Source organism: Neobacillus vireti, assembly GCF_036962345.1.
Taxonomy (GTDB): Bacteria; Bacillota; Bacilli; order Bacillales; family Cytobacillaceae; genus Neobacillus; species Neobacillus vireti_A.
This window is the reverse complement of record NZ_JBALNB010000019.1, coordinates 47,344-68,615: the sequence shown is the minus strand read 5'-3', so window position 1 is coordinate 68,615 and position 21,272 is coordinate 47,344. Positions and strand designations below refer to the sequence as shown.

Annotated in this window: 16 protein-coding genes and 2 pseudogenes; all 18 read left to right on the top strand. The window is 32.1% G+C overall.

Annotated elements, in window-relative coordinates:
• The first annotated feature begins 284 nt into the window (after positions 1 to 284).
• Positions 285 to 2,111: a polysaccharide biosynthesis protein gene (locus tag V7108_RS22235; RefSeq protein ID WP_335569467.1), complete on the top strand. Its 1,827-nt coding sequence runs from the start codon at positions 285 to 287 to the stop codon at positions 2,109 to 2,111.
• 75 nt (positions 2,112 to 2,186) lie between these two features.
• Entirely contained in the window at positions 2,187 to 3,068 is an 882-nt protein-coding gene (galU, locus tag V7108_RS22230; protein WP_335569466.1) for a UTP--glucose-1-phosphate uridylyltransferase GalU, read from the top strand.
• 179 nt (positions 3,069 to 3,247) lie between these two features.
• Positions 3,248 to 4,363: a DegT/DnrJ/EryC1/StrS family aminotransferase gene (locus tag V7108_RS22225; protein ID WP_335569465.1), complete on the top strand. Its 1,116-nt coding sequence runs from the start codon at positions 3,248 to 3,250 to the stop codon at positions 4,361 to 4,363.
• Positions 4,363 to 4,998: a sugar transferase gene (locus tag V7108_RS22220; RefSeq protein ID WP_335569464.1), complete on the top strand. Its 636-nt coding sequence runs from the start codon at positions 4,363 to 4,365 to the stop codon at positions 4,996 to 4,998. Before V7108_RS22225 ends, V7108_RS22220 begins: the two co-directional genes overlap by 1 nt.
• Before the next feature lie 8 nt (positions 4,999 to 5,006).
• Positions 5,007 to 5,627, top strand: a complete 621-nt coding sequence (locus V7108_RS22215; protein WP_335569463.1) for an acetyltransferase — start codon at positions 5,007 to 5,009, stop codon at positions 5,625 to 5,627.
• Entirely contained in the window at positions 5,624 to 6,706 is a 1,083-nt protein-coding gene (locus V7108_RS22210; RefSeq protein WP_335569462.1) for a glycosyltransferase family 4 protein, read from the top strand. Before V7108_RS22215 ends, V7108_RS22210 begins: the two co-directional genes overlap by 4 nt.
• On the top strand, positions 6,703 to 7,524 hold the full coding sequence (locus tag V7108_RS22205) for a glycosyltransferase family 2 protein (protein ID WP_335569461.1): 822 nt from the start codon (positions 6,703 to 6,705) through the stop codon (positions 7,522 to 7,524). Before V7108_RS22210 ends, V7108_RS22205 begins: the two co-directional genes overlap by 4 nt.
• A 391-nt stretch (positions 7,525 to 7,915) precedes the next feature.
• Entirely contained in the window at positions 7,916 to 8,908 is a 993-nt protein-coding gene (locus tag V7108_RS22200) for an O-antigen ligase family protein (RefSeq protein WP_335569460.1), read from the top strand.
• Positions 8,905 to 9,588, top strand: a complete 684-nt coding sequence (locus tag V7108_RS22195; RefSeq protein WP_335569459.1) for a glycosyltransferase family 32 protein — start codon at positions 8,905 to 8,907, stop codon at positions 9,586 to 9,588. The genes V7108_RS22200 and V7108_RS22195 overlap by 4 nt, the downstream gene beginning before the upstream one ends.
• A 38-nt stretch (positions 9,589 to 9,626) precedes the next feature.
• A complete protein-coding gene (locus V7108_RS22190; protein ID WP_335569458.1) occupies positions 9,627 to 10,646 on the top strand; it encodes a glycosyltransferase in 1,020 nt (339 codons plus the stop codon).
• An 88-nt stretch (positions 10,647 to 10,734) separates the two neighbouring features.
• On the top strand, positions 10,735 to 11,751 hold the full coding sequence (locus tag V7108_RS22185; RefSeq protein WP_335569457.1) for a glycosyltransferase family 2 protein: 1,017 nt from the start codon (positions 10,735 to 10,737) through the stop codon (positions 11,749 to 11,751).
• A 32-nt stretch (positions 11,752 to 11,783) separates the two neighbouring features.
• Entirely contained in the window at positions 11,784 to 13,253 is a 1,470-nt protein-coding gene (locus V7108_RS22180; protein ID WP_335569456.1) for a lipopolysaccharide biosynthesis protein, read from the top strand.
• A 682-nt stretch (positions 13,254 to 13,935) separates the two neighbouring features.
• Positions 13,936 to 15,312: a UDP-glucose dehydrogenase family protein gene (locus tag V7108_RS22175; protein ID WP_335569455.1), complete on the top strand. Its 1,377-nt coding sequence runs from the start codon at positions 13,936 to 13,938 to the stop codon at positions 15,310 to 15,312.
• Complete coding sequence (locus V7108_RS22170) at positions 15,287 to 16,318, top strand: GDP-mannose 4,6-dehydratase (protein WP_335569454.1); 1,032 nt, start codon at positions 15,287 to 15,289, stop codon at positions 16,316 to 16,318. Before V7108_RS22175 ends, V7108_RS22170 begins: the two co-directional genes overlap by 26 nt.
• 95 nt (positions 16,319 to 16,413) lie before the next feature.
• Positions 16,414 to 16,567: pseudogene (locus V7108_RS22165) on the top strand (NAD-dependent epimerase/dehydratase family protein); the annotation flags it as partial.
• Positions 16,568 to 16,693: 126 nt separating this feature from the next.
• Positions 16,694 to 17,441, top strand: a pseudogene (gene galE, locus V7108_RS22155) (UDP-glucose 4-epimerase GalE); the annotation flags it as partial.
• A 769-nt stretch (positions 17,442 to 18,210) separates the two neighbouring features.
• Positions 18,211 to 19,992, top strand: coding sequence for a hypothetical protein (locus tag V7108_RS22150; protein ID WP_335569453.1), 1,782 nt, complete (start codon positions 18,211 to 18,213; stop codon positions 19,990 to 19,992).
• A 116-nt stretch (positions 19,993 to 20,108) separates the two neighbouring features.
• Positions 20,109 to 21,257, top strand: a complete 1,149-nt coding sequence (locus V7108_RS22145) for an acyltransferase family protein (RefSeq protein WP_335569452.1) — start codon at positions 20,109 to 20,111, stop codon at positions 21,255 to 21,257.
• The last annotated feature ends 15 nt before the right edge of the window (positions 21,258 to 21,272 follow it).

The following is a 21,272-nucleotide window of genomic DNA, read 5'->3' as shown; positions in this document are numbered from 1 at the left end:
CTTTCTAAAGTTAAACGAACAGCATTGTCAGGTAGGTTACCTGACCGGCGAGGTTCCCTGCCCGTTATACATGGGGGCACTCGGTCACACTGTGGGAGGGGAGATCTCCTCCTTAGACGCGAGTCGTCGAGAGTGTGATGTGAGGGCGGGTTAAATGCCCGATTATAAATATCTAATGAAAGGATAAGTGTGAAAGCACTTGCATTTCCATTAGATATTTATTTTTTTGCTCATCATGCTTTAGTAGAGAAAAGTAATCTATAGAAAAAAGGGGGATCAATCAAATGACTTACAAGAAACGCATAACAACACTCGCGTTGCTAGATTCAATTATTGTGTTAACGGCTATCTACATAAGCACATTTACTCTTACTCCGGATTTACAGATTTTGAAAAATCCATTTATACTAGCGACAGCCATTACACTATTAGTGTGCCATCATTTCTTTGCTTCTATTTATAAACTTTATAACAAGGTGTGGCAATATGCGAGCGTTGGCGAGTTGCTTGCAATTGTGAAGGCTGTAACGTTCTCGATTATCTTAACGGCAGTTATGCAAAAGCTTGCTTTTGGCCATATCAATGTAAGAACGTTAATGATTGCTTGGATGATACATGTATTGTTTATCGGCGGAACAAGGTTTTCATGGAGGATGTTCAGGGATAATTATATTATTAAACAAAACAATATGAAGAAGACACTCATTATTGGTGCTGGCCGCGGCGGGACAATGGTAGTACGTCAACTGCTTCATAATCCTGATACGGATTTAAAGCCCATAGCTTTTATTGATGATGATCCAATGAAACAAAAACTCGATTTACTTGGGATTCCAGTCATCGGTGATTCTAGGTATATTGCAACGGCTGTGGAAAAATTTAATATTGATAATATTGTGATTGCGATTCCGTCATTATCTCAAAAAGAAATTAAGCGTATTTTTGAAGAATGTGCAAAAACGAGGGCAAAGACACAGATCATACCAAAGCTAGAAGACTTAATGACAGGGAAAATATCGGTTAATCAATTCCGTGAAGTTGAAGTTGAGGACTTATTGGGCAGAGAACCGGTAGAGTTAGATATTAATAAAATCTCTGAAATTGTTACCGGAAAGACAGTCCTTATTACAGGTGCTGGCGGCTCAATTGGTTCGGAAATATGCCGACAGATTTGTAAGTTTAACCCTCAAAAGGTTGTATTAGTAGGTCATGGTGAAAATAGTATTTACCAAATTGACATGGAGCTGAGAAACATCTATCAAAATCAAATTGAGATTGTACCTATTATAGGGGATATACAAGACCGCGTTAGAATGTTTAATGTAATGGCAGAACATAAACCATTTGTCGTGTATCATGCTGCCGCGCATAAGCATGTGCCGTTAATGGAATACAACCCAAGAGAAGCGGTAAAGAACAATATTTTTGGTACGAAAAATGTTGCGGAAGCTGCAGAAACATTTGGTGTAAATACTTTTGTGATGATTTCATCTGATAAGGCAGTGAACCCTACCAACGTGATGGGATCAACAAAGCGTTTTGCTGAAATGATTATTCAACAACTTGCACAAACGAGCAATACAAAATTTGTTGCTGTACGATTTGGAAACGTCTTGGGCAGCCGTGGTAGTGTGATTCCGCTATTTAAAAAGCAAATCCAAGCTGGTGGACCAGTTACTGTAACACATCCAGATATGACTCGTTACTTTATGACTATTCCAGAAGCGTCAAGACTTGTTATACAGTCTGGAGCACTAGCAAGAGGCGGAGAAATATTTGTGTTGGATATGGGTGAACCTGTTAAGATAGTAGATTTGGCTAAAAACTTAATCAAATTATCTGGATATTCTGTAGAGGATATTGGGATCCATTTTGCTGGGATACGTCCTGGTGAGAAGATGTACGAAGAGCTTCTTAATGAGAACGAAGTTCACCCCGAAAGTATTTATCCGAAAATTCATATTGGTAAAGCCACTGTAATGAATTCGGATGTTTTAAGTGAATTAATAAATAGCTTATTAGGTATGTCGGAAAATGAATTGCATGATACGTTAATTTCAGTTGCAAACAATAAGCATGAATCTTTATCGCCTGCAGCATTAGCCCATTAGTCTAAGATGTTCATTAATAATTTTGGGGTACCAAATATTTTTTGATTATTATCACATATTTAAGGAGATTTTTAAATGAAAAATGTACGTAAGGCTATTATTCCTGCAGCGGGACTTGGTACTAGATTTTTGCCAGCGACTAAAGCCATGCCAAAGGAAATGCTACCAATAGTGGATAAACCGACTATACAATACATCATTGAAGAAGCAGTTGCTTCTGGTATAGAGGATATTATCATTGTTACTGGTAAAGGCAAAAGATCCATCGAAGATCATTTCGACTTTGCACCAGAACTTGAGCAAAACTTGATAGAAAAGGGGAAGTTAGACTTATTAGACAAAGTTCAATATTCTACTAATCTTGCAGATATTCATTATATTCGTCAAAAGGAACCAAGAGGACTTGGACATGCAGTTTGGTGTGCTCGGAATTTTATCGGTGATGAGCCTTTTGCAGTTCTTTTGGGTGATGATATTGTCCAAAGTGAAACACCATGCTTGAGACAATTGATGGATATATATGAAGACACGCATTCTTCGGTAATTGGTGTTCAGACTGTTCCTGATAACGAAACACATCGTTATGGGATTGTGGAACCTTCACTTCAAGAAGGTCGGAGATATCAAGTTGATAACTTTGTTGAAAAGCCTGCGCTGGGAACAGCTCCTTCTAATCTTGCAATCATGGGACGATATATTCTTACACCGGAAATTTTTATGTTCTTGGGTAAACAGCAAGTGGGAGCTGGTGGAGAGATACAATTGACGGATGCGATTCAGAAATTAAATCAGATTCAACGTGTGTTTGCTTACGACTTTGAGGGTAAGCGGTATGATGTTGGGGAGAAGATTGGGTTTGTGAAGACTACGATTGAGTTTGCTTTACAGAATTCAGAGATAAGAACAGAATTGCTTACTTATCTTGAAGAAATTATGGAGGATATTAAGGTGAAATAAAGATTTACATCATATAAAACCCCTGCCCACTTGTCATCTCCTTAATAATATGGGCAGGGGTTAACTAAATTTTGGTTAATTAGTAGTTGGTTGGATAAAAGAATTACTGGGGTTCCAATTGAGTCCTAAGTGACTAAAACAATAATAAATTATGTAACAATGGAAGGAAGTTTTTGATAATGGGAGATAGAATATTCCTATCATCACCACATATGAGTGATGAAGGCTATGAAATGCAATACGTAAAGGAAGCTTTTGATACAAACTGGATTGCGCCCCTTGGCGAAAATGTGAATTTGTTTGAAAATGAACTGGCAGGTAAAGTAGGTTCTAAAGCTGCAGCCGCACTCTCATCTGGAACAGCAGCTATCCATTTAGCTCTTAAAGCAGCGGGAGTAGGGGAAGGAGATATTGTCTTCTGTCCAACACTTACGTTCTCCGCTACAGCAAATCCAATCATCTATCAAAATGCTATTCCAGTATTTATAGATAGTGATTATGAAACATGGAATATGAGTCCCAAGGCATTAGAAGAAGCTTTTAAGAAATATCCCAATGTCAAAGCTGTACTTGTTGTTCACCTTTATGGATTATCTGCTGATTTGGATAAAATAGTAGAACTATGCAACAATCATAACGTTGTGTTAATTGAGGATGCTGCTGAATCATTAGGTACTTATTATAAAGGGAAACATACTGGTACTTTTGGAGACTATGGTATCTATTCTTTTAATGGTAATAAGATTATTACAACATCAGGCGGTGGAATGCTCGTTTCCGATAATGAAGAGAGAGTAGCCAAAGTGAGATTTTGGGCCACACAATCCAGGGATACTGCCAGACACTATCAACATAGTGAATTGGGGTTTAATTACAGGATGAGTAATGTTGTTGCAGGAATAGGCAGAGGGCAACTAAAGGTATTAGACCAAAGAGTTGCAAAGAAGAAATATATTTATGAATTCTACAAGAGTGAACTAGGTAACCTTCAAGGGATTGAGTTAATGCCCAGTAACGAATGGAATGACCCTAATTACTGGTTAAGTTCTATGACTATAAGCGGTAAGGTTAGGCCGCTAGATATTATGGAGGCTCTTGAAAGGGAGAATATAGAAGCAAGACCGATTTGGAAGCCAATGCACATGCAGCCTTTTTTTAAAAATTATGATTTTATTGGAATGGATGTATCTGAGAAGTTATTTGAAAACGGCGTGTGCTTACCATCTGATACAAAAATGACAGATGAAGAATTAGAAAGGATTGTAAGTGTTATTAAAGGGTTGTGGTTTAAGTGATGAAATATTTACAAATTGGTATTTATAAAACATTTTTCAAAAGGCCGATGGATATTATACTATCTTTGGCTGCTATTATAGCTCTTAGTCCTGTATTTTTGATTATCGCTATACTTGTAAAAGTGAAATTAGGTAGTCCTATATTGTTTGAACAAAAAAGGCCGGGTTTGAATGAGAAGATTTTTTCGATGTATAAGTTTAGAACCATGACGGATGAAAGAGATAAGAAAGGTGAATTACTTCCTGATAATGTTAGATTAACGAGATTTGGTGTTTTTTTACGCTCGACATCCCTTGATGAGTTACCAGAACTTTTTAATATATTGAAAGGTGATATGTCAATTATTGGGCCTAGACCCTTATTAGTACAATATTTACCTCTATATAATCAACACCAAAAACGTCGACATGAAGTAAGACCAGGATTGTCGGGACTTGCACAAGTTAGTGGAAGAAATGCAATTAGTTGGGAAGAAAAATTTAATAAAGACGTTGAATATGTTGATAATGTAAACTTAATAGGGGATTGGAAAATAATTCTCTTAACCATCAAGAAGGTTTTCATTAGAGAGGGTATAAATTCAGATAATGCAGAAACCATGGAGCCTTTTATGGGAAATCCACGAAAGGAATGAATAAAAGCATGAAAAAACTCCTTATAATAGGTGCGAGTGGCCATGGAAAAGTAATAGCAGATACAGCATTAAAATTGAATAAATGGGAAAGTATAAGTTTTTTGGATGACGATGAAAATATTAAAACTACTCTTGGTTTAAAAGTTGTGGGGAAAACTTCTGATGTCATTAAATATATAGATGTTTATGATGTGATTGTTGGGGTTGGCAACAATAATATAAGGGGAAATCTTCAAAAATTCCTTGAAGATAAAGGTGCAAGCATACCCGTATTAATACATCCTAATTCTATTATTGGTGAAGAGGTAATCCTTGGAGCTGGTACAGTAGTAATGGCTGGAGCCGTAATTAACTGTTGTTCTAGAATTGGAAAGGGCTGCATTGTTAATACTGGATCTACTATTGATCACGACAATATAATAGAGGATTTTGTCCATATATCTCCAGGCGTACATTTAGCGGGGACTGTTAAGGTAGGCAAAGGATCATGGTTAGGTATTGGGAGTATTGTAAGTAATAATATAAGTATAGTTAGTAATTGTAAAATCGGTGCAGGTGCTGTAATTATTAAGGATATAGTTGAAACTGGAACTTATGTTGGGATGCCGGCTAGGAGAGTATATTCATGAAAATTTTAATTTTAGCCAATAATGATGTTGGTTTATACAAATTTAGAAAAGAATTAATTCAAAAACTAATATCTCAAGGAAATGAAGTATATATCTCCTTGCCAGAGGGAGAATTTATCAAACATTTAGTAGAAATGGGATGTAAATTTGTAGAAACAAATGTCGATAGGCGTGGATTAAATCCCATTAAAGATATTAAACTATTATTACATTATTTTACATTATTAAATAAAGTAAAACCAAATTTGGTAATCACATATACAATAAAACCTAATATATATGGTGGGATATTATGTAGATTTAAAAACATCGCATATGCAGTGAATATAACCGGTTTAGGAACAGCGTTTCATGGTTCTAGAATATTAAAGAAAGTGGTAATTTTCCTTTATAAGATTGCTAGTAAAAGAGCTAAAGTATTATTTTTTGAGAATGATGAAAATCAAAGTATTTTTATTCACAATAAAATAGTATTCCCAAAAAATGCATTAAACCTTAATGGTGCTGGTGTTAATTTAGAGGAGTATCAATTTACTGAATATCCTTCATGTGAAGAAACTCGTATTTTATTTATAGGAAGAGTTATGAAAGAAAAAGGTATTGAAGAATTGTTAGAGGTTGCAAGGCGATTAAAAGGCGAGTATAGTAATTTGTTTTTTGATATTGTTGGTCCAATAGAGGATGATTATAGGCCAATTATAAAAAAATTACAGGAAGAAAATGTTGTTAATTATTATGGGTTTCAATCTGATGTAAGGCCTTATATCAAAAAGTCCCACTGCTTTGTCCTTCCATCTTATCATGAGGGAATGGCAAATACATTACTTGAAGCAGGAGCTTTAGGAAGACCGTTAGTTACAAGTAATATTTTTGGGTGTAAAGAGGCAGTTAATGATAAGGAAAATGGATACCTAGTTCGTATCAAGGATATTGAAGATTTATATGAAAAAATAAAAGAATTTATTCACCTGCCTTATGAAGAAAAGGTAGAAATGGGGCGGAAATCTAGAGAGCATATTGTTAGTAAATTTGATAAAAAGAAAATTATTGAAACCACTTTAAAGGAGTTGAAAAAGTGAGTAATCCCGTTGTAAGTATAATTATGGGTATTTATAATAATGAAAAAACCCTTGATGAAAGTGTTGAATCAATAATAAACCAAACATTCCATGACTGGGAATTGATTATGTGTGATGATGGGTCAACTGATTTAACATATAAAGTAGCAAAGTATTATTCCGATAAATATCCAAATGTGCATTTAATTTCAAATGATGTTAATAAAGGTCTCAACTATACATTAAACCATTGTTTAAAATATGCTAGCGGTAAGTACATTGCTCGGATGGACGGCGATGATATTTCCGAGCCAACTCGTCTTGAAAAAGAGGTTGCTATATTAGAGAGTAATGAAAAAATATCTATTGTAAGTTCACTGATGGGTTACTTTAATGAAAAAGGGGAATGGAGTTACAATAATATGATAGAATACCCCTCGAAATTAACTTTTATTAAAGGGACACCATTCTGTCATGCACCTTGTATGGTACGTAGAGAGGCTTACGATGCAGTTAATGGATATTCAGTAGATAAGAAGTTATTACGTGTAGAAGATTATGATTTGTGGTTTAAGATGTATTCTAAAGGATATAGGGGATATAATATTCAAGAAGTTCTCTATAAAATGAGGGATGATAATAGTGCAATTAAGAGAAGGAAATTTAAATATAGAATTAATGAAACATATGTTAGGATAAAGGGATTTAAAATGCTCAATTTACCACTTTACTATTATCCATTAGCATTTAAACCTATATTAGTAGGTCTTCTCCCTACTAGATTATATGTAATAATGAGAAGGAAGAGAATGGATAAACTAGGTGAAATAGATGGGTAGTAAACTAAACCTTTATAACTTGATATTAGTAACTTTTTTTATATTATCAGTTTTAATTTTTATTCTGACTAAAATATTTTATATACCAATTATCATAGGGATAATATGTACTTTATTGTTCTTATTAAAACAAAAGCTTAACCTATTCGACTATATGATTATTTTTCTTCCAGTAATGTTTTATCTCCGAATTCCATTTACTATTAATACTTCTGTTGCTGATTTTTTCGTAGTAGTTTTATTTTATATTTTTTTTATTAGGAGTAGCAGCAAGTCTAAATCATTAGATATTGTTGAATTAAAATCAAGAAAAGTACTGATACGTTTTGGTCTAGGTATAATAGTTATTATGTTACTAAGCCTAATTAACTTGTTTAGATGGAGTAATCCTTTGTTTTTAGAATCCTTAGTTTCGATATTTAAAATAGTTATATGTCTGATTTATGCTTTATTAACATTAAAATATATAAGTATTTATGGAAAGGATCGATTCTTAAAAATAAGTACTTATACTTATCTAGTATTTTTAATTTTAATGATTTTGGGAGTAATTGCATATAGTTTCGGATTGGATTTGGGATTAACGTTTGCTGGAACGTTTAGGGCTTCAGGAACATTTGAAGATCCAAATTTAGCAGCATCATATGTTTTCATTATGATTTCATTTTTAATGACTTACTTTTCAACAAAGAGAAATTATTTCATGTTTTTTATGGGCATAATTCTTTTCATAGTAGCAATTATGTTAACTGCCTCAAAGGGAGCATTAGTATCATTATCTATAGCTTCCATTAGTATCTTTTTACTACTTTTATTTTTGGGGAGAATAAAAAGTGCTATATTGCAAGTGATATTATATGGTATTTGTTTTTTTATTTTATTCATTATATATAGTGAATCTTATTTGGTACAAACCATAGTTGAGCCAATATTTAATAGGTGGGAAGAATTTACCGGGAATATGGCTGAAGACCATTCCTTTGAACATAGGAAGTTTTTATGGGATACAGCATTTCAATTAGGAATGAATAACCCTCTTTTGGGAATAGGGGTAGAGCAATTTAGAGCAGCAGCTTCTCAAACAACAGGCCTGAATATATGGAACATTGTTCATAACACTTACTTAACATTTTTTAGTGAATTGGGATTGGTAGGGCTCATCTCTTTTATTTGGATATGGTTATATTTAATATTGAAAGGTCTTAAGAATATAAAGTTAAATAAATATTTAATATTCTACTTGTTTTCAGTATTTGCAATCTTAGTAAGCATGTATTCAATTAGTTTAGGGAATTTTAGAGCTATTTGGGTGTTTATTGCTTATTTAGTTTACGAGTTAACTTCGATAGATTATTCAAAAAATAATAAAGTGGGGATAAAATGATACCTAAAACAATTCACTACTGTTGGTTTGGAAGGGGAAAAAAGCCAGATTTGGTATTAAGGTGTATTGAAAGTTGGAAAAAACATTGTCCTGATTATCAGATTATTGAGTGGAATGAAGATAATTTTGAATTAGGAAGTAATCAATATGTAAAGGAAGCTTATGAAAAAAAAAAATACGCATTCGTTAGTGACGTTGCAAGACTAAATGCCTTAAATAAGTTTGGCGGTTTTTACATGGACACTGACGTAGAATTGTTAAAATCTTTAGATTCATTACTTATGCATAATTGTATTTTAGGATTCGAAGAAAAAAACTATATAGCCACAAGTTTTATAGGATGTGAACCAAATCATCAATTAATAGAAAAATTTTTAAATCAATATAATAACATAAGTTTCTATAATTTTGATAGGACTGTTAATTTAACTACTAATGTTAAAAGGTTAACTGAGCTATTAATGAAACAGGGATTAATAAGGGACGGATCACACCAATTATTACCAAATGGTATAACGGTTTTTCCTCAGGAATATTTCTCCCCATATAATTATATTGATTTCGAATTAAAGAAAACTAATAAGACTATTTGTATACACCATTTTTATGTTTCCTGGATGCCTTGGTACCAAAGGATTAAAAAAATAATAAAAAAGGTTACTCATAGAATAAAATTTTAATAAATATAGTTTATAAAGGAAATTGGATGTGCTGATAAATGGCTTTAGTAAGCATAATTGTTCCAGTATTCAATGCTGAAAAATACCTAGAGAGATGCATAAAGAGTATTATTAAACAGACATATAAACAAATAGAAATAATTTTAGTAAATGATGGTTCTACTGATAGAAGTAAAGAGATATGCAAGTATTATGAGGAAGCCTTGGATAGCATTTCTTTCTTCACCCAAAAAAATTCTGGACCATCAGTTGCACGTAATTTAGGTTTAGAAAAGGCTAAGGGTGAATTTGTCTCATTTATTGATGCAGACGATTATATCGAAGAGAATATGATTGAAGAAATGGTCAAAAGTATATTGGAAAATAAATGTGATCTTGTTCTCTGTGACCATAACATAATTAAAGATAATTTTATAATTAAAAAGTCTTCTTTATTTTCAGAACAGGGTAAAAAGGATGTTATAGAATTAAGAAAAAGGTTATTAACTACAGATGAATTAAATTCTCCTTGTGACAAATTATATAAAATGAGTATTATAAATGAAAATTCCATCAGATTTCCAGTGGATATTAAGTATGGAGAAGACACCATCTTTAATCTTATGTATGTAGATATGGCTATGAAGGCTTACTATATAAATAAGCAATATTATAACTATGTTTCTCATCAAAGTAGTTCCTCGAGGAAAATAAGCCATGACCATTTGGATATGTATTTTAAACAGTATAATATAAAGCAATTATATTTAGAAAAATGGAATATGGTTAATCCTTTATTATTAAAAGGCATTATTTTATTAATGTTAAGTAACATAAGTGCTTTTATTTTTTTAAGTGTAAAATCCAAAAGGATATTAGAAAATAAGGAATTCTTTAAAGCAATATATACTAATACACAATGGTATGATGCTGTTCAAAATGTTCGGTTTTATGATTTAAAATTAATACCTAGATCATATAGGATTATTGCATTTTTTGTTATTAAAAAGAATTTATTAGGAGCTATAATATCAGCGAAGCTATTATTTTATTTAACAGTTTTGATTAGGTCAAAGTAAGTTTATTTAAGATTTTCAAATCAAAGAATAATGTGTAGCAATTATTAAATTGTTAGGATTATTATTAATTCATTTTGAGGTGTTATATATGCCATTAGTGAGTGTTATTATGCCGGTTTACAACGGAGAATCATATTTAAAAGATGCAATTAACAGTATACTTAATCAATCATTTCAAGATTTAGAGCTTCTTATCATTGATGATTGTTCGTCTGATAGAAGTGTCGATATTATAAATAGTTATGATGATCCAAGGGTTAAGCACTTAGGAAACAAGGAAAACATGGGACAATCTAAAAGTAGAAATCTAGCTATCAGTAAGGCTAGAGGTAGGTATATTGCATTAATGGATGCGGATGATATTAGCCTACATAATCGTATAGAAAGTCAAGTTAAATATTTAGAAAAAAATAAAGATATATCAATCCTGGGTACTAACATTAAATTTATTGGTAGCAGGGAAATAGAAAATAAACATGTTTATGAAAGGCATGAAGAGATTGCTTGTAAGTTTTTATTCGGATCTCCATTAGTTCACCCTTCTGTTATGATAAGAAAGAGTGATATTGATAGACATAATCTAAAGTATGATGAGCAATTTCTATATGCACAAGATTATAATTTATGGGTAAGTGCATGGGAAAAAGGATTAAAATTTTCATGTACGAATGAGATTTTATTGCATTACAGGGTTCACGATAAACAAGTATCTATTAAGAATTTTTCAAAACAGAGTTATTATGCAAATGAAATAAGAAAAAAAATATTTAGTAAATTAAGATTAAACTTAACAGAAGAAGAGATGAAACTTTTTAATTTAATATGCTTAAACGGATTAACAGAATATTCTGTTGATGATTTAATTCTGTTTGAAAAAATTCTATTAAATATAATAAATAGTAATAAAAAAGTAAGTGTTTTAAACCAGGATATACTAGAGCTAATTTGTGTAGATTATTTTAAAAGCGCGTGTAATAAATCGTTAAGACAATTAAATAGATCTGGACGTTATTTTTGGCGATCTGAAATCAAAGATTTATATAAAAATAATCATTTTGTTAAATTTAAAATGTTGTTAGCTAGTTTAGTTGCATATAAAAACTAACGCATTGGTAGTGAAAGGGATTTTGAGTAGACATGCAGACAAAACAAAATATTAGACAAAGTATTTTGTCAAAAACCTCAAAAGCAGCAAAATGGTCACTACTAGCTGAACTAGCATATCGGGCTATAACTCCTGTTACACTTATAGTTCTTGCTAGACTTCTAACTCCTGAAGACTTTGGTATTGTTGCAATTGCTACAATATTAATATCGTTTTTCCAAACAATTAGCGAATTAGGATTTAACAAAATAATAATTCAAAAGGAAGGCAATAAAGAACAAATAAATAAAATATGTGACATAGCATTTTGGACTAATTTATTAATGTCATTTATCTTAATTTTATTACAAATTATTTTTGCAAATAAAATAGCAGTTCTATTTAAAGCACCAGAGTCAGCGTTACTATTAAAAGTTATGTCAATTCAGGTGCTTTTTTATTCACTTATGTCTGTCCAAAACTCTATATTACAAAGGGAACTAAAGTTTCGATTGTTATTTATAGTTAGAATTATTACAGTAGTTTTTCCTGCATTAATAAATATACCTTTAGCTCTAATGGGATTTGGATATTGGGCGCTAGTATTTGGTTCACTAGTAGGTTCATTTGCAAATTGTATAGGGCTATGGTTGGTATCTAATTGGAGACCTAATCTAGAATTTGATTTGAAGTTGTTTAAAGAATTACTTAAATTAAGCTTATGGAATTCATCGGAAGCTTTATTAGGTTGGATAGTTGGATGGATGGACATTATTATCGTTGCTGTATATCTTACCACGCAAGACTTGGGATTATTTAGAGTTGCTCAAAACTTTACTCAAACAATATTTATTGTTTTTATTAATCCTTTGTTACCAGTTTTGTTTAGTTCATTATCAAGACTACAAAATAATCAGTTAGAATTTTATAGATTATTTTTAATTGCCCAAAAAACTCTTTGTTTAATTGGATTTCCTATAGGAATATTAATTATCGGTTTTGGAGATTTTTTAGGCAAAATGTTTTTTGGTAATCAATGGGGAGAAATAGGATTGGTTATAGGAATATTAGGATTAATGAATGGGTTTATTACTATAATTAGACTAAATCCCGAGGGATATCGGGCGATGTCGAGGACAGATATTAATTCTAAAATTATGTTGATTAATATATGTATATATATACCAACTTTAGTGATTTCAGCGATTTATGGTTTCTATATTTTTTTAATTGTCAGGGGACTAGTTTCCTTTGTACAGTTACCATTACATTTTTACTTTGCAAAGAAGTTATTTAATATTAGTTTTGTAACAACAATAAATAATATTAAATGGGTATTAAGTTCTTCTATATTATTGATTTTATTTATTACAATTGTGAGAAAATATATTAATATTGTAAATACAAATGATTTAATAATGAACATTTTATTTATTTTATTCAGTATGGTGTTTTATATTTTAGTGATTATATTATTTGAAAGAAAAAATATTAGTTTGGTCATTAAATCTTTTAGGGGCTAATACTGTAGCCCGCCAGTTTTTTATCTGCGTACCTTCTATATGTCTAATAAAAATGAATTATATAAAAATAAGCAACCACATACCTAATGGTATTATTAATATGTATTCATGCTATCTACGAGTCAGACAACTAAGGTAATAAAAAAATGTACTCAAATTGGTTTTAAAGCAATAATGGTATGATGGTATTACCACTTTGTATGGACAACATAATAGAGAGTTATTCCCATCTATTGTGAGAGTGTTTGATAGCCAGCATTAAAGTGGTAGTACGCTACAAAAAAAATATAATTGTATAGATTATAACGATTTGTTAATAACACTCCAATCGATAAAAAACTGAAGCGAAGCAGAGGCCTATTTCATATTATGTCATATTATTGGATTTGTAATTAGTGCCAACTTAATTAATTTTTAAATTTAATTATATTACTTGGTTAGTAGAAACATCAAAATCTCTCTTTTTTACTAGTCTCAGATGAAAAAGAGTAGCAAGGTATATTACTTTACCGACGATTTAAAATAGGGCGTTCCCATGAAATTATTCTTATATCGTCCTATTCTAAGGACAAAAATTGTTCGATATTCAACTTTATTTTATTTGATGTTGCCGCGAATGTATCTATATAGAGGAAAGTGGAAACTGGACTCAAATACTCAGAACGTAGAAAGGAAAATAATAATGTTTAAAATAGCTATAGCTGGAACAGGTTATGTTGGTTTAGTAGCAGGAGTTTGTTTTGCTGAAGTTGGCCATTATGTTACTTGCGTTGATGTTGACGAAGAAAAAGTAAGAGTTTTGAAAACTGGAGTTTCACCAATTTACGAGTCTGGGTTAGAAGATTTGATGAAAAAAAATTATATTGCGGGGAGGATAGATTATACCACTGATTTCAAAATAGCCTACAGAGATGCTGATGCAATATTTATTGGAGTTGGCACCCCTGAGCAGTCTGATGGTTCTGCAAATCTATCATATATAGCAACAGTTGCAAGACAAATCGCTGAATCAGTAGAAAAGGACTGCTTGGTTGTTGTGAAATCTACAGTTCCAATTGGAACAAATGATAAAGTTCAACAGTTTATTCAGGATTTTTTAGTGAATGATGTAAAAGTAGAAGTATCATCAAATCCAGAATTTCTAGCACAAGGTTCTGCTGTTCATGATACGTTACATGCAGAAAGAATAATTATTGGTACTGAGAGCAAATGGGCAGAAGCGTTGTTAATGAAAATTTATGAACCATTTCATTTACCAATTGTTTCAGTTAATAGAAGATCAGCTGAAATGATTAAGTACGCATCTAATGATTTCCTTGCTCTAAAAATTTCTTATATGAATGATATTGCAAATCTATGTGAGTTGGTTGGTGCTGATATTCAAGATGTTGCAAGAGGAATGAGTTTTGATCAACGTATAGGTAGTAAGTTTCTAAATGCTGGGATTGGATTTGGAGGTTCATGTTTTCCTAAAGACACAAAAGCACTTGAATACATTGCACGACAGAACGGATACGAACTTAAAACAGTTAAAGCTGCAATAGAAGTAAATAATACACAAAAGACAATGTTATATAAAAAAGCTAGTAATAGGCTTATTACATTTAGTGGCTTAAAAGTAGCGGTATTAGGTTTAACATTTAAACCTGGTACAGATGATCTAAGAGAAGCCGCTTCTCTTGAAAATGTGCCATTACTATTAGATCAAGGTGCAGATATTTATGCGTATGACCCTGTGGGAGCAAGGAACTTTGCTAAAGTACATCCAGAAGGTAAGAATGGAAAAGGTAGTATCAAATATGTTTCTCATGTAGAGGATGCTTTAGAAAGTGCAAATGTTTGCTTCATCTTTACTGAATGGGGCGAATTGAAAGCGTTGAAGCCTGAATCATATAAGATGTTAATGAGAACTCCTTTAGTCTATGATGGAAGGAATATATATAGTTTAAAAGAAATGGAAGAGGCTGGGGTTGAGTACTATTCAATTGGAAGAAAACCTGTAAATAGACAGGGTTTAAAGGAGTCGAAGAGTATTGAATATTCAACAGTTAGATCCTAGTAAAACATATCTAGTTACTGGAACGGCTGGATTTATAGGATTTTTTTTATCTAAGAAACTATTAGAACAAGGCTGCAAAGTGATTGGTGTGGATAATATTAATGACTACTATGATGTAAAACTTAAATATGCACGATTGAGCAGGCTGAAACCTTATAAAAACTTTAAATTCATTAAAGTGGATATCTCGGATAAGGAGCAGATTACTAATATATTTGAAGAGTATAAACCAAATGTGGTAGTAAATCTTGCAGCTCAAGCGGGTGTTAGATACTCAATAGAAAACCCTGATGTATATATTCAGAGTAATATCATTGGCTTTTATAACATCCTAGAGGCTTGTAGATACAATCCGGTCGATCACCTTATATATGCATCATCGAGTTCTGTTTACGGTGCCAATAAAAAAGTACCATTTGAGGAATCTGATATGGTTGATACACCGGTATCACTTTATGCATCAACTAAGAAATCAAATGAATTGATGGCACATACTTATAGCAACTTATATAAAATTCCAGCAACAGGACTTCGGTTCTTTACAGTTTACGGACCAATGGGAAGACCTGATATGGCATATTACGGATTCACTAATAAATATTTTGCGGGAGAGCCAATAAAGATTTTTAACAATGGTGATTTTGAAAAAGACCTTTATCGAGATTTTACCTATATAGATGACATTATAGAAGGTATTGAGAGACTTATTAATGCCCCTCCTATTGGAGATAGTAATGTACCTCACAGAGTCTTCAATATTGGAAACAATAATCCAGAAAAGTTAATGGTATTTATAGCTGCCCTCGAGAAGGCTCTAAGTAATGCATTGGGTAGAGAGGTAATTTTTGAAAAGACTTTTGAACCTATCAAACTAGGTGATGTACCTGCTACCTATGCATCCACTGATTTACTTCAGAAAGCTGTGGGATTTAAACCAAAGACTTCAATTGAAGAGGGATTACAAAGGTTTGCAGATTGGTATTGTGAATATTATAAGTTAAAATAAAGTTGTGGGAGAGTGGTTTTAATACCTTTACCCTTTACATTTAAATAGAAATTAATTTTTATTTCATTTTAGTAAAGAAGTGGAGGTTTTAGTTTATGGCGATATTGGTAACTGGTGGAACAGGTTATATTGGTAGTCATACATGTGTGGAACTGCTAAATACTGGATATGAACCTGTTATTCTTGATAACTTTTCAAACAGTAAACCTGATTCTTTAAGTAGAATAAAAGAGATAACAAATAAAAATATCAAGTTTAAAATGTACAGAAATCGATCCACCTACTGCCTTTAAGCCTGCAAAATGAATAAATGCTTCAATATCATTATTGCGAAAGACTTCTTCCAATGAAGTTCTATCTAACAAATCAATCTCGTAAAATTATTATCATAATAATATAACAGGAACACTCATCCTCTGCGACGCAATGAAAAAGTATGGGGTAAAAAACCTTGTGTTTAGCTCTTCTACTACTGTATATGGTATGCCTGAAAGCGTACCAATTCTAGAAGATTTTGCACTAGGTGCAACTAATCCTTATGGCAGAACAAAGCTTATGATCGAAGAAATTTTACAAGACTTATATGTTTCTGATAATAAGTGGAGCATTGCCTTATTACGCTACTTTAATCCAATTGGGCACATGAAAGTAGTCATATTGGATAAGATCCAAACGGGATACCTAACAATTTAATGCCTTTTATTACACAGGTTGCTGTGGGTAAATTAAAAGAACTTCAAGTGTTTGGTAAGGATTATCCAACAATAGTGGGACGGGCGTGAGGGATTATATACGTGTAGTAGATCTTGCAAATGGTCATTTAAAAGCACTAGAGATAATTATGCCTAGACATGGAATAGAAGCTTATAATTTAGGGACAGGTAAGGGTTATAGTGTATTAGAAATGGTCCAAGCATTTGAAAGTGTGACTGGAAGGAAAATTCCATATCGAATTGTTGACAGAAGACCTGGCGATGTAGCAGTATACTATGCTTATTCATTAAAAGCTAAAGAGCAACTAGGCTAGACAGCTGAAAGCGGAATTGAGGAAATGTGCCGAGATTCTTGGAAATGGCAGGAAAAGAATTCAAATGGTTATAAAGTTAATAAAGAAGTTAACTAGTGAAAATTTATCGAGATATTAAAGTTATAAGACTTATATGTTATAGAAGGATGGATATACATATCCATCTTTTTTACTTAATTTTGTTTTGTTTTCTCATAATTAATAATAAAAAGATTGTACTTAATGATTTGATTTGAAAATTCTCTTTGGGGCCACTTGAATATTAAACGTATGGATTTCCTTCCGACTCGGCTAATAGCAGAAAAGAGTTTTATTATATTATAAACTTATTAGTTTTAAGACATTCTGAGAGTGTAGATATGAAGCTAATAATTTAGAGAAATAATATTACTTTGATTTAATCAGCCTACTGGTGAGGTGGCTGGACATAAATTAATAAATTATTTAATATTCTAAATATTTAAAATGAATTACAGTAATTATTATTTGGTAGTTGTTTGAGGTTAACCATCAAACCTGGAAAAGAAGAGGTAAAGGGAAGCTATTTCCTTATACGATGTTCCTTTATTTATTTTTGAACGGGATACAGGTATCTATGCATATGATGTTGGATAAGAGCTTTTGTAAGAATGCACCAAAAAGGTAGAATCATAGGTTTCTAAGGGGAGCGTTTGAGGAAGGGGATGTCCATTTAATACTTACTAAATGGACAAGAGAAAAATAACAAATCAATCAAAGCTATAAAAAAACCTTTAGTTTTGACGGACGGAATATTAATAACTTTAGAGATTGTTGGAAGCAAGGGTAATGTAGTAGCCCACAATAATAGAAGGCGTTACTAAAGAATGGGTAAAGGAGTTGAAGAGTGCTGGGTTTCAATCCATTAGATACTAATAAAAGATACATTATTACGGGTGCAGTGGGATTTATTGGTTACTATTTATCTAAGAAACTACTAGACCTGGGCTGCAGGGTCTTTGGAGTGGATAATATAACAAATATTAAAAATATCAGGGACAACTCGGGTATATTTGAATATACTATCAATGGTAGAAGGTGGAAAAGAATAAAAGGCGGTGAACCTTTCATCAATTTTAAAAATATTTTGGATGGTTTCAACGTTCATAAAGATGATGGAGTACCTACGAGCGTTGAATTTAAGGCGGCAATGGATTGGTGTAGAGATAATGGGTACATTGCATATGTTCCAAAAGGTGAGTATATTCTGCAACCAATTGTTCAAAACGGAGTTAATTATAATTGTTGGATGGTACCAGACAAAGCTGTGGTTTATTTTGAAAGAGGTGCCACTCTAAAATTAGTTGCTGATCCTAAAATTGAAAGCAAATTAGTCTATATGGGGAATAACATTCGATTTTATGGTGAGCTAACCTTAATCGGTAACTCCGAAATAGGACCAAGATATGGCGAAATGCAAAGTAATATGTTCATTTATAAGAAGAAAGACATATACATTGAACGGTTAATTTCAAAGCAATCATGGGGAGACAACCTCTTTATTGGAGGGGAGATAACATCAAAGGATACGTTATCTAGTAATATCAAAATTGATTACTTTCAAGGCATTGATGCTAAAAGAAAAAATCTTGTATTTCAAGATTGTACCGATGTATATATAAAAACAGCGTATCTTGACAATGCGCGTTATGGGCTTAATTCGCTTGATGTTGAGCCTGACAACTGGGAAAATTCCAACGGTTTGTCCTGTATTAATACCGTTGAGTACATGAATGTACGAGGTCTAGGAATTGATTTAACTGCCAATACACTTAGTAAAACGGCAAAAAACTATATTGTGAATATCAACAGACTTGATGTTCATGTTACACAAAGTTCAGCTTCTGTTTTACTTACCTATGCCATAACACTAAATATGGAGTCATTCTCAGTAACAACAGACGTTAATATTAACCGTTTAATTGATACGACATATGGAAGCTTTATTAGTATTAAAAATTTGTTGATAAATACGGACAATATTAATAAACTATTGCGTATGAGTGCATCTTTCGCTTCAAATGGTCTTCCTGAATACCCAACAGTAGAATTTGGTCAGATTGACTTCAGGAGGGGAAATGTTCAGTATGCAGGCTCTTTATTGGATAATAGCGGCGGAAAATTAAATATAAATAAACTCAGCGTTGAGAACCACCAAGATGTTGTGTTAAGGAGTAACAACACAACAGGAATCTGCACAATTGAAATTAATGAGCTGGTAACAAGAAACTGTGGAAAAACAGGAGCTGGACTTATTATAGTAGACACTGTAAATGCGACTCCTTACTTATCCATGAGCAAGATTAACAATTACTATGCATACGAAAACAGAACGGACGTTAAGTTATTATCTCTAATTCAATTCAACGAACCAGAGACATCTGTTAACTTTAAACTTATCAATTTATACAATGAAAAGGGTACACCAGTATACTATGCAAACAGTACGATAAATAAAACGCAGATGCAGACGTTAGCAGGTTCACCAGGAATGCCCCAAATTTTTTCAGTTGTATATAATCCTGAAGGATTTGTAACTGCAAAAAAGGGAAGTCTTGCTATTTGTACAGACGGGAATATTTACATTAAATCAGTTGATGGTGGTAATACTGGTTGGGTTATAAAGTAGTGTTATATTTTTTTAAATGGTGTTGTTTAAAAAAGTTAGCGTAGCAATAAAAATAGCCCTAATGTAATTACAAAAATTTCAAATCATTTAAATATTTACATTTTGGGGGATAAATTGTGAGCAACCGAATCGAACAACTAGACTCCGTTCGGGGACTAGCATCTTTAACAGTGTTTTTTCACCACATTTATTTGGTTGCAGCCGTTCCATTTGTACCATTTTTATTTAACTACACACCATTGAGAGTTTTAATTAATGGACACGCTGCAGTCATTTTATTTTTTGTTTTAAGTGGATTTGTTTTATTTTTGCCTTTTGAAAAAAAAAATATCTTTTCATATCGAAAATTTACGATTAGACGGATACTCAGGATTTACTTTCCTTATTTAGTAGCAATTTCACTAGCTATGTTTCTGGCAACATTGATACCGCGAGGAAATACGGAGAATTTAAGCCAATGGTTTAATAAATCATGGAATGATCCAGTGAGTGTTCAGTTAGTGATCGAACACATATCTTTTGTCTTAAACATTCATTCAGGTCTTTACAATAATCCAATTTGGTCATTAATACATGAAATGCGAATATCATTATTATTTCCTATAATTGCTCTAATGGTGCTACGTTTTAACTGGAAAGTAAATATCTTAATTAGCCTTTTATTATCAGCTGTTAGTGGGTTAAATGATCATTTTGTTTTCCAGAAAAGTAATGGATATTATACTACCTATTTTGATACATTACACTTCTCATCAATGTTTATTTTTGGTGCTTTAATCGCAAAGAATAGAAAATTCTTGGTAGAGTTAATTAGGAATAGGACTTTGATACTAAAAGTTGGGATGTTATTATCAGCGTTAGTTCTTTACACTTTTTCTGATTTGATTATTTATATGGCTAAACTTCCGGTATTTTTTTACGAACGAATAGTCAGTGATTTTATTATTATGCTTGGAGTCTGTTCCATTTTATTGATCTCTATAGCCTCATCGAGAATAAAAAGCGTGTTGATGCTAAAACCGATTAAATTTTTGGGTGATATTTCATTTAGTTTATATCTATATCATTTAATTATTTTGCTTAGTTTTATGCATTTGTTCTATGGGATCATTCCAGTATGGACAATTATTCTATTGTGTTTAATTAGTAGTTTAGGTGTTGCAACAATTGCTTATTATTTAGTTGAAGTTCCGTTTATGAAATTAGGAAAGAATTTAACGAAATTCAAAAGACGAGCAAACCAATTCGATAATAAAGCAGGTTAATTCACATTTGGAACC

Excerpts from the sequence above, each read along its gene's own strand:
- V7108_RS22235 (WP_335569467.1), top strand. The coding sequence starts at position 285 with ATGACTTACAAGAAACGCATAACAACACTCGCGTTGCTAGATTCAATT.
- galU (WP_335569466.1), top strand. The coding sequence starts at position 2,187 with ATGAAAAATGTACGTAAGGCTATTATTCCTGCAGCGGGACTTGGTACT.
- V7108_RS22225 (WP_335569465.1), top strand. The coding sequence starts at position 3,248 with ATGGGAGATAGAATATTCCTATCATCACCACATATGAGTGATGAAGGC.
- V7108_RS22220 (WP_335569464.1), top strand. The coding sequence starts at position 4,363 with ATGAAATATTTACAAATTGGTATTTATAAAACATTTTTCAAAAGGCCG.
- V7108_RS22215 (WP_335569463.1), top strand. The coding sequence starts at position 5,007 with ATGAAAAAACTCCTTATAATAGGTGCGAGTGGCCATGGAAAAGTAATA.
- V7108_RS22210 (WP_335569462.1), top strand. The coding sequence starts at position 5,624 with ATGAAAATTTTAATTTTAGCCAATAATGATGTTGGTTTATACAAATTT.
- V7108_RS22195 (WP_335569459.1), top strand. The coding sequence starts at position 8,905 with ATGATACCTAAAACAATTCACTACTGTTGGTTTGGAAGGGGAAAAAAG.
- V7108_RS22190 (WP_335569458.1), top strand. The coding sequence starts at position 9,627 with ATGGCTTTAGTAAGCATAATTGTTCCAGTATTCAATGCTGAAAAATAC.
- V7108_RS22185 (WP_335569457.1), top strand. The coding sequence starts at position 10,735 with ATGCCATTAGTGAGTGTTATTATGCCGGTTTACAACGGAGAATCATAT.
- V7108_RS22180 (WP_335569456.1), top strand. The coding sequence starts at position 11,784 with ATGCAGACAAAACAAAATATTAGACAAAGTATTTTGTCAAAAACCTCA.
- V7108_RS22175 (WP_335569455.1), top strand. The coding sequence starts at position 13,936 with ATGTTTAAAATAGCTATAGCTGGAACAGGTTATGTTGGTTTAGTAGCA.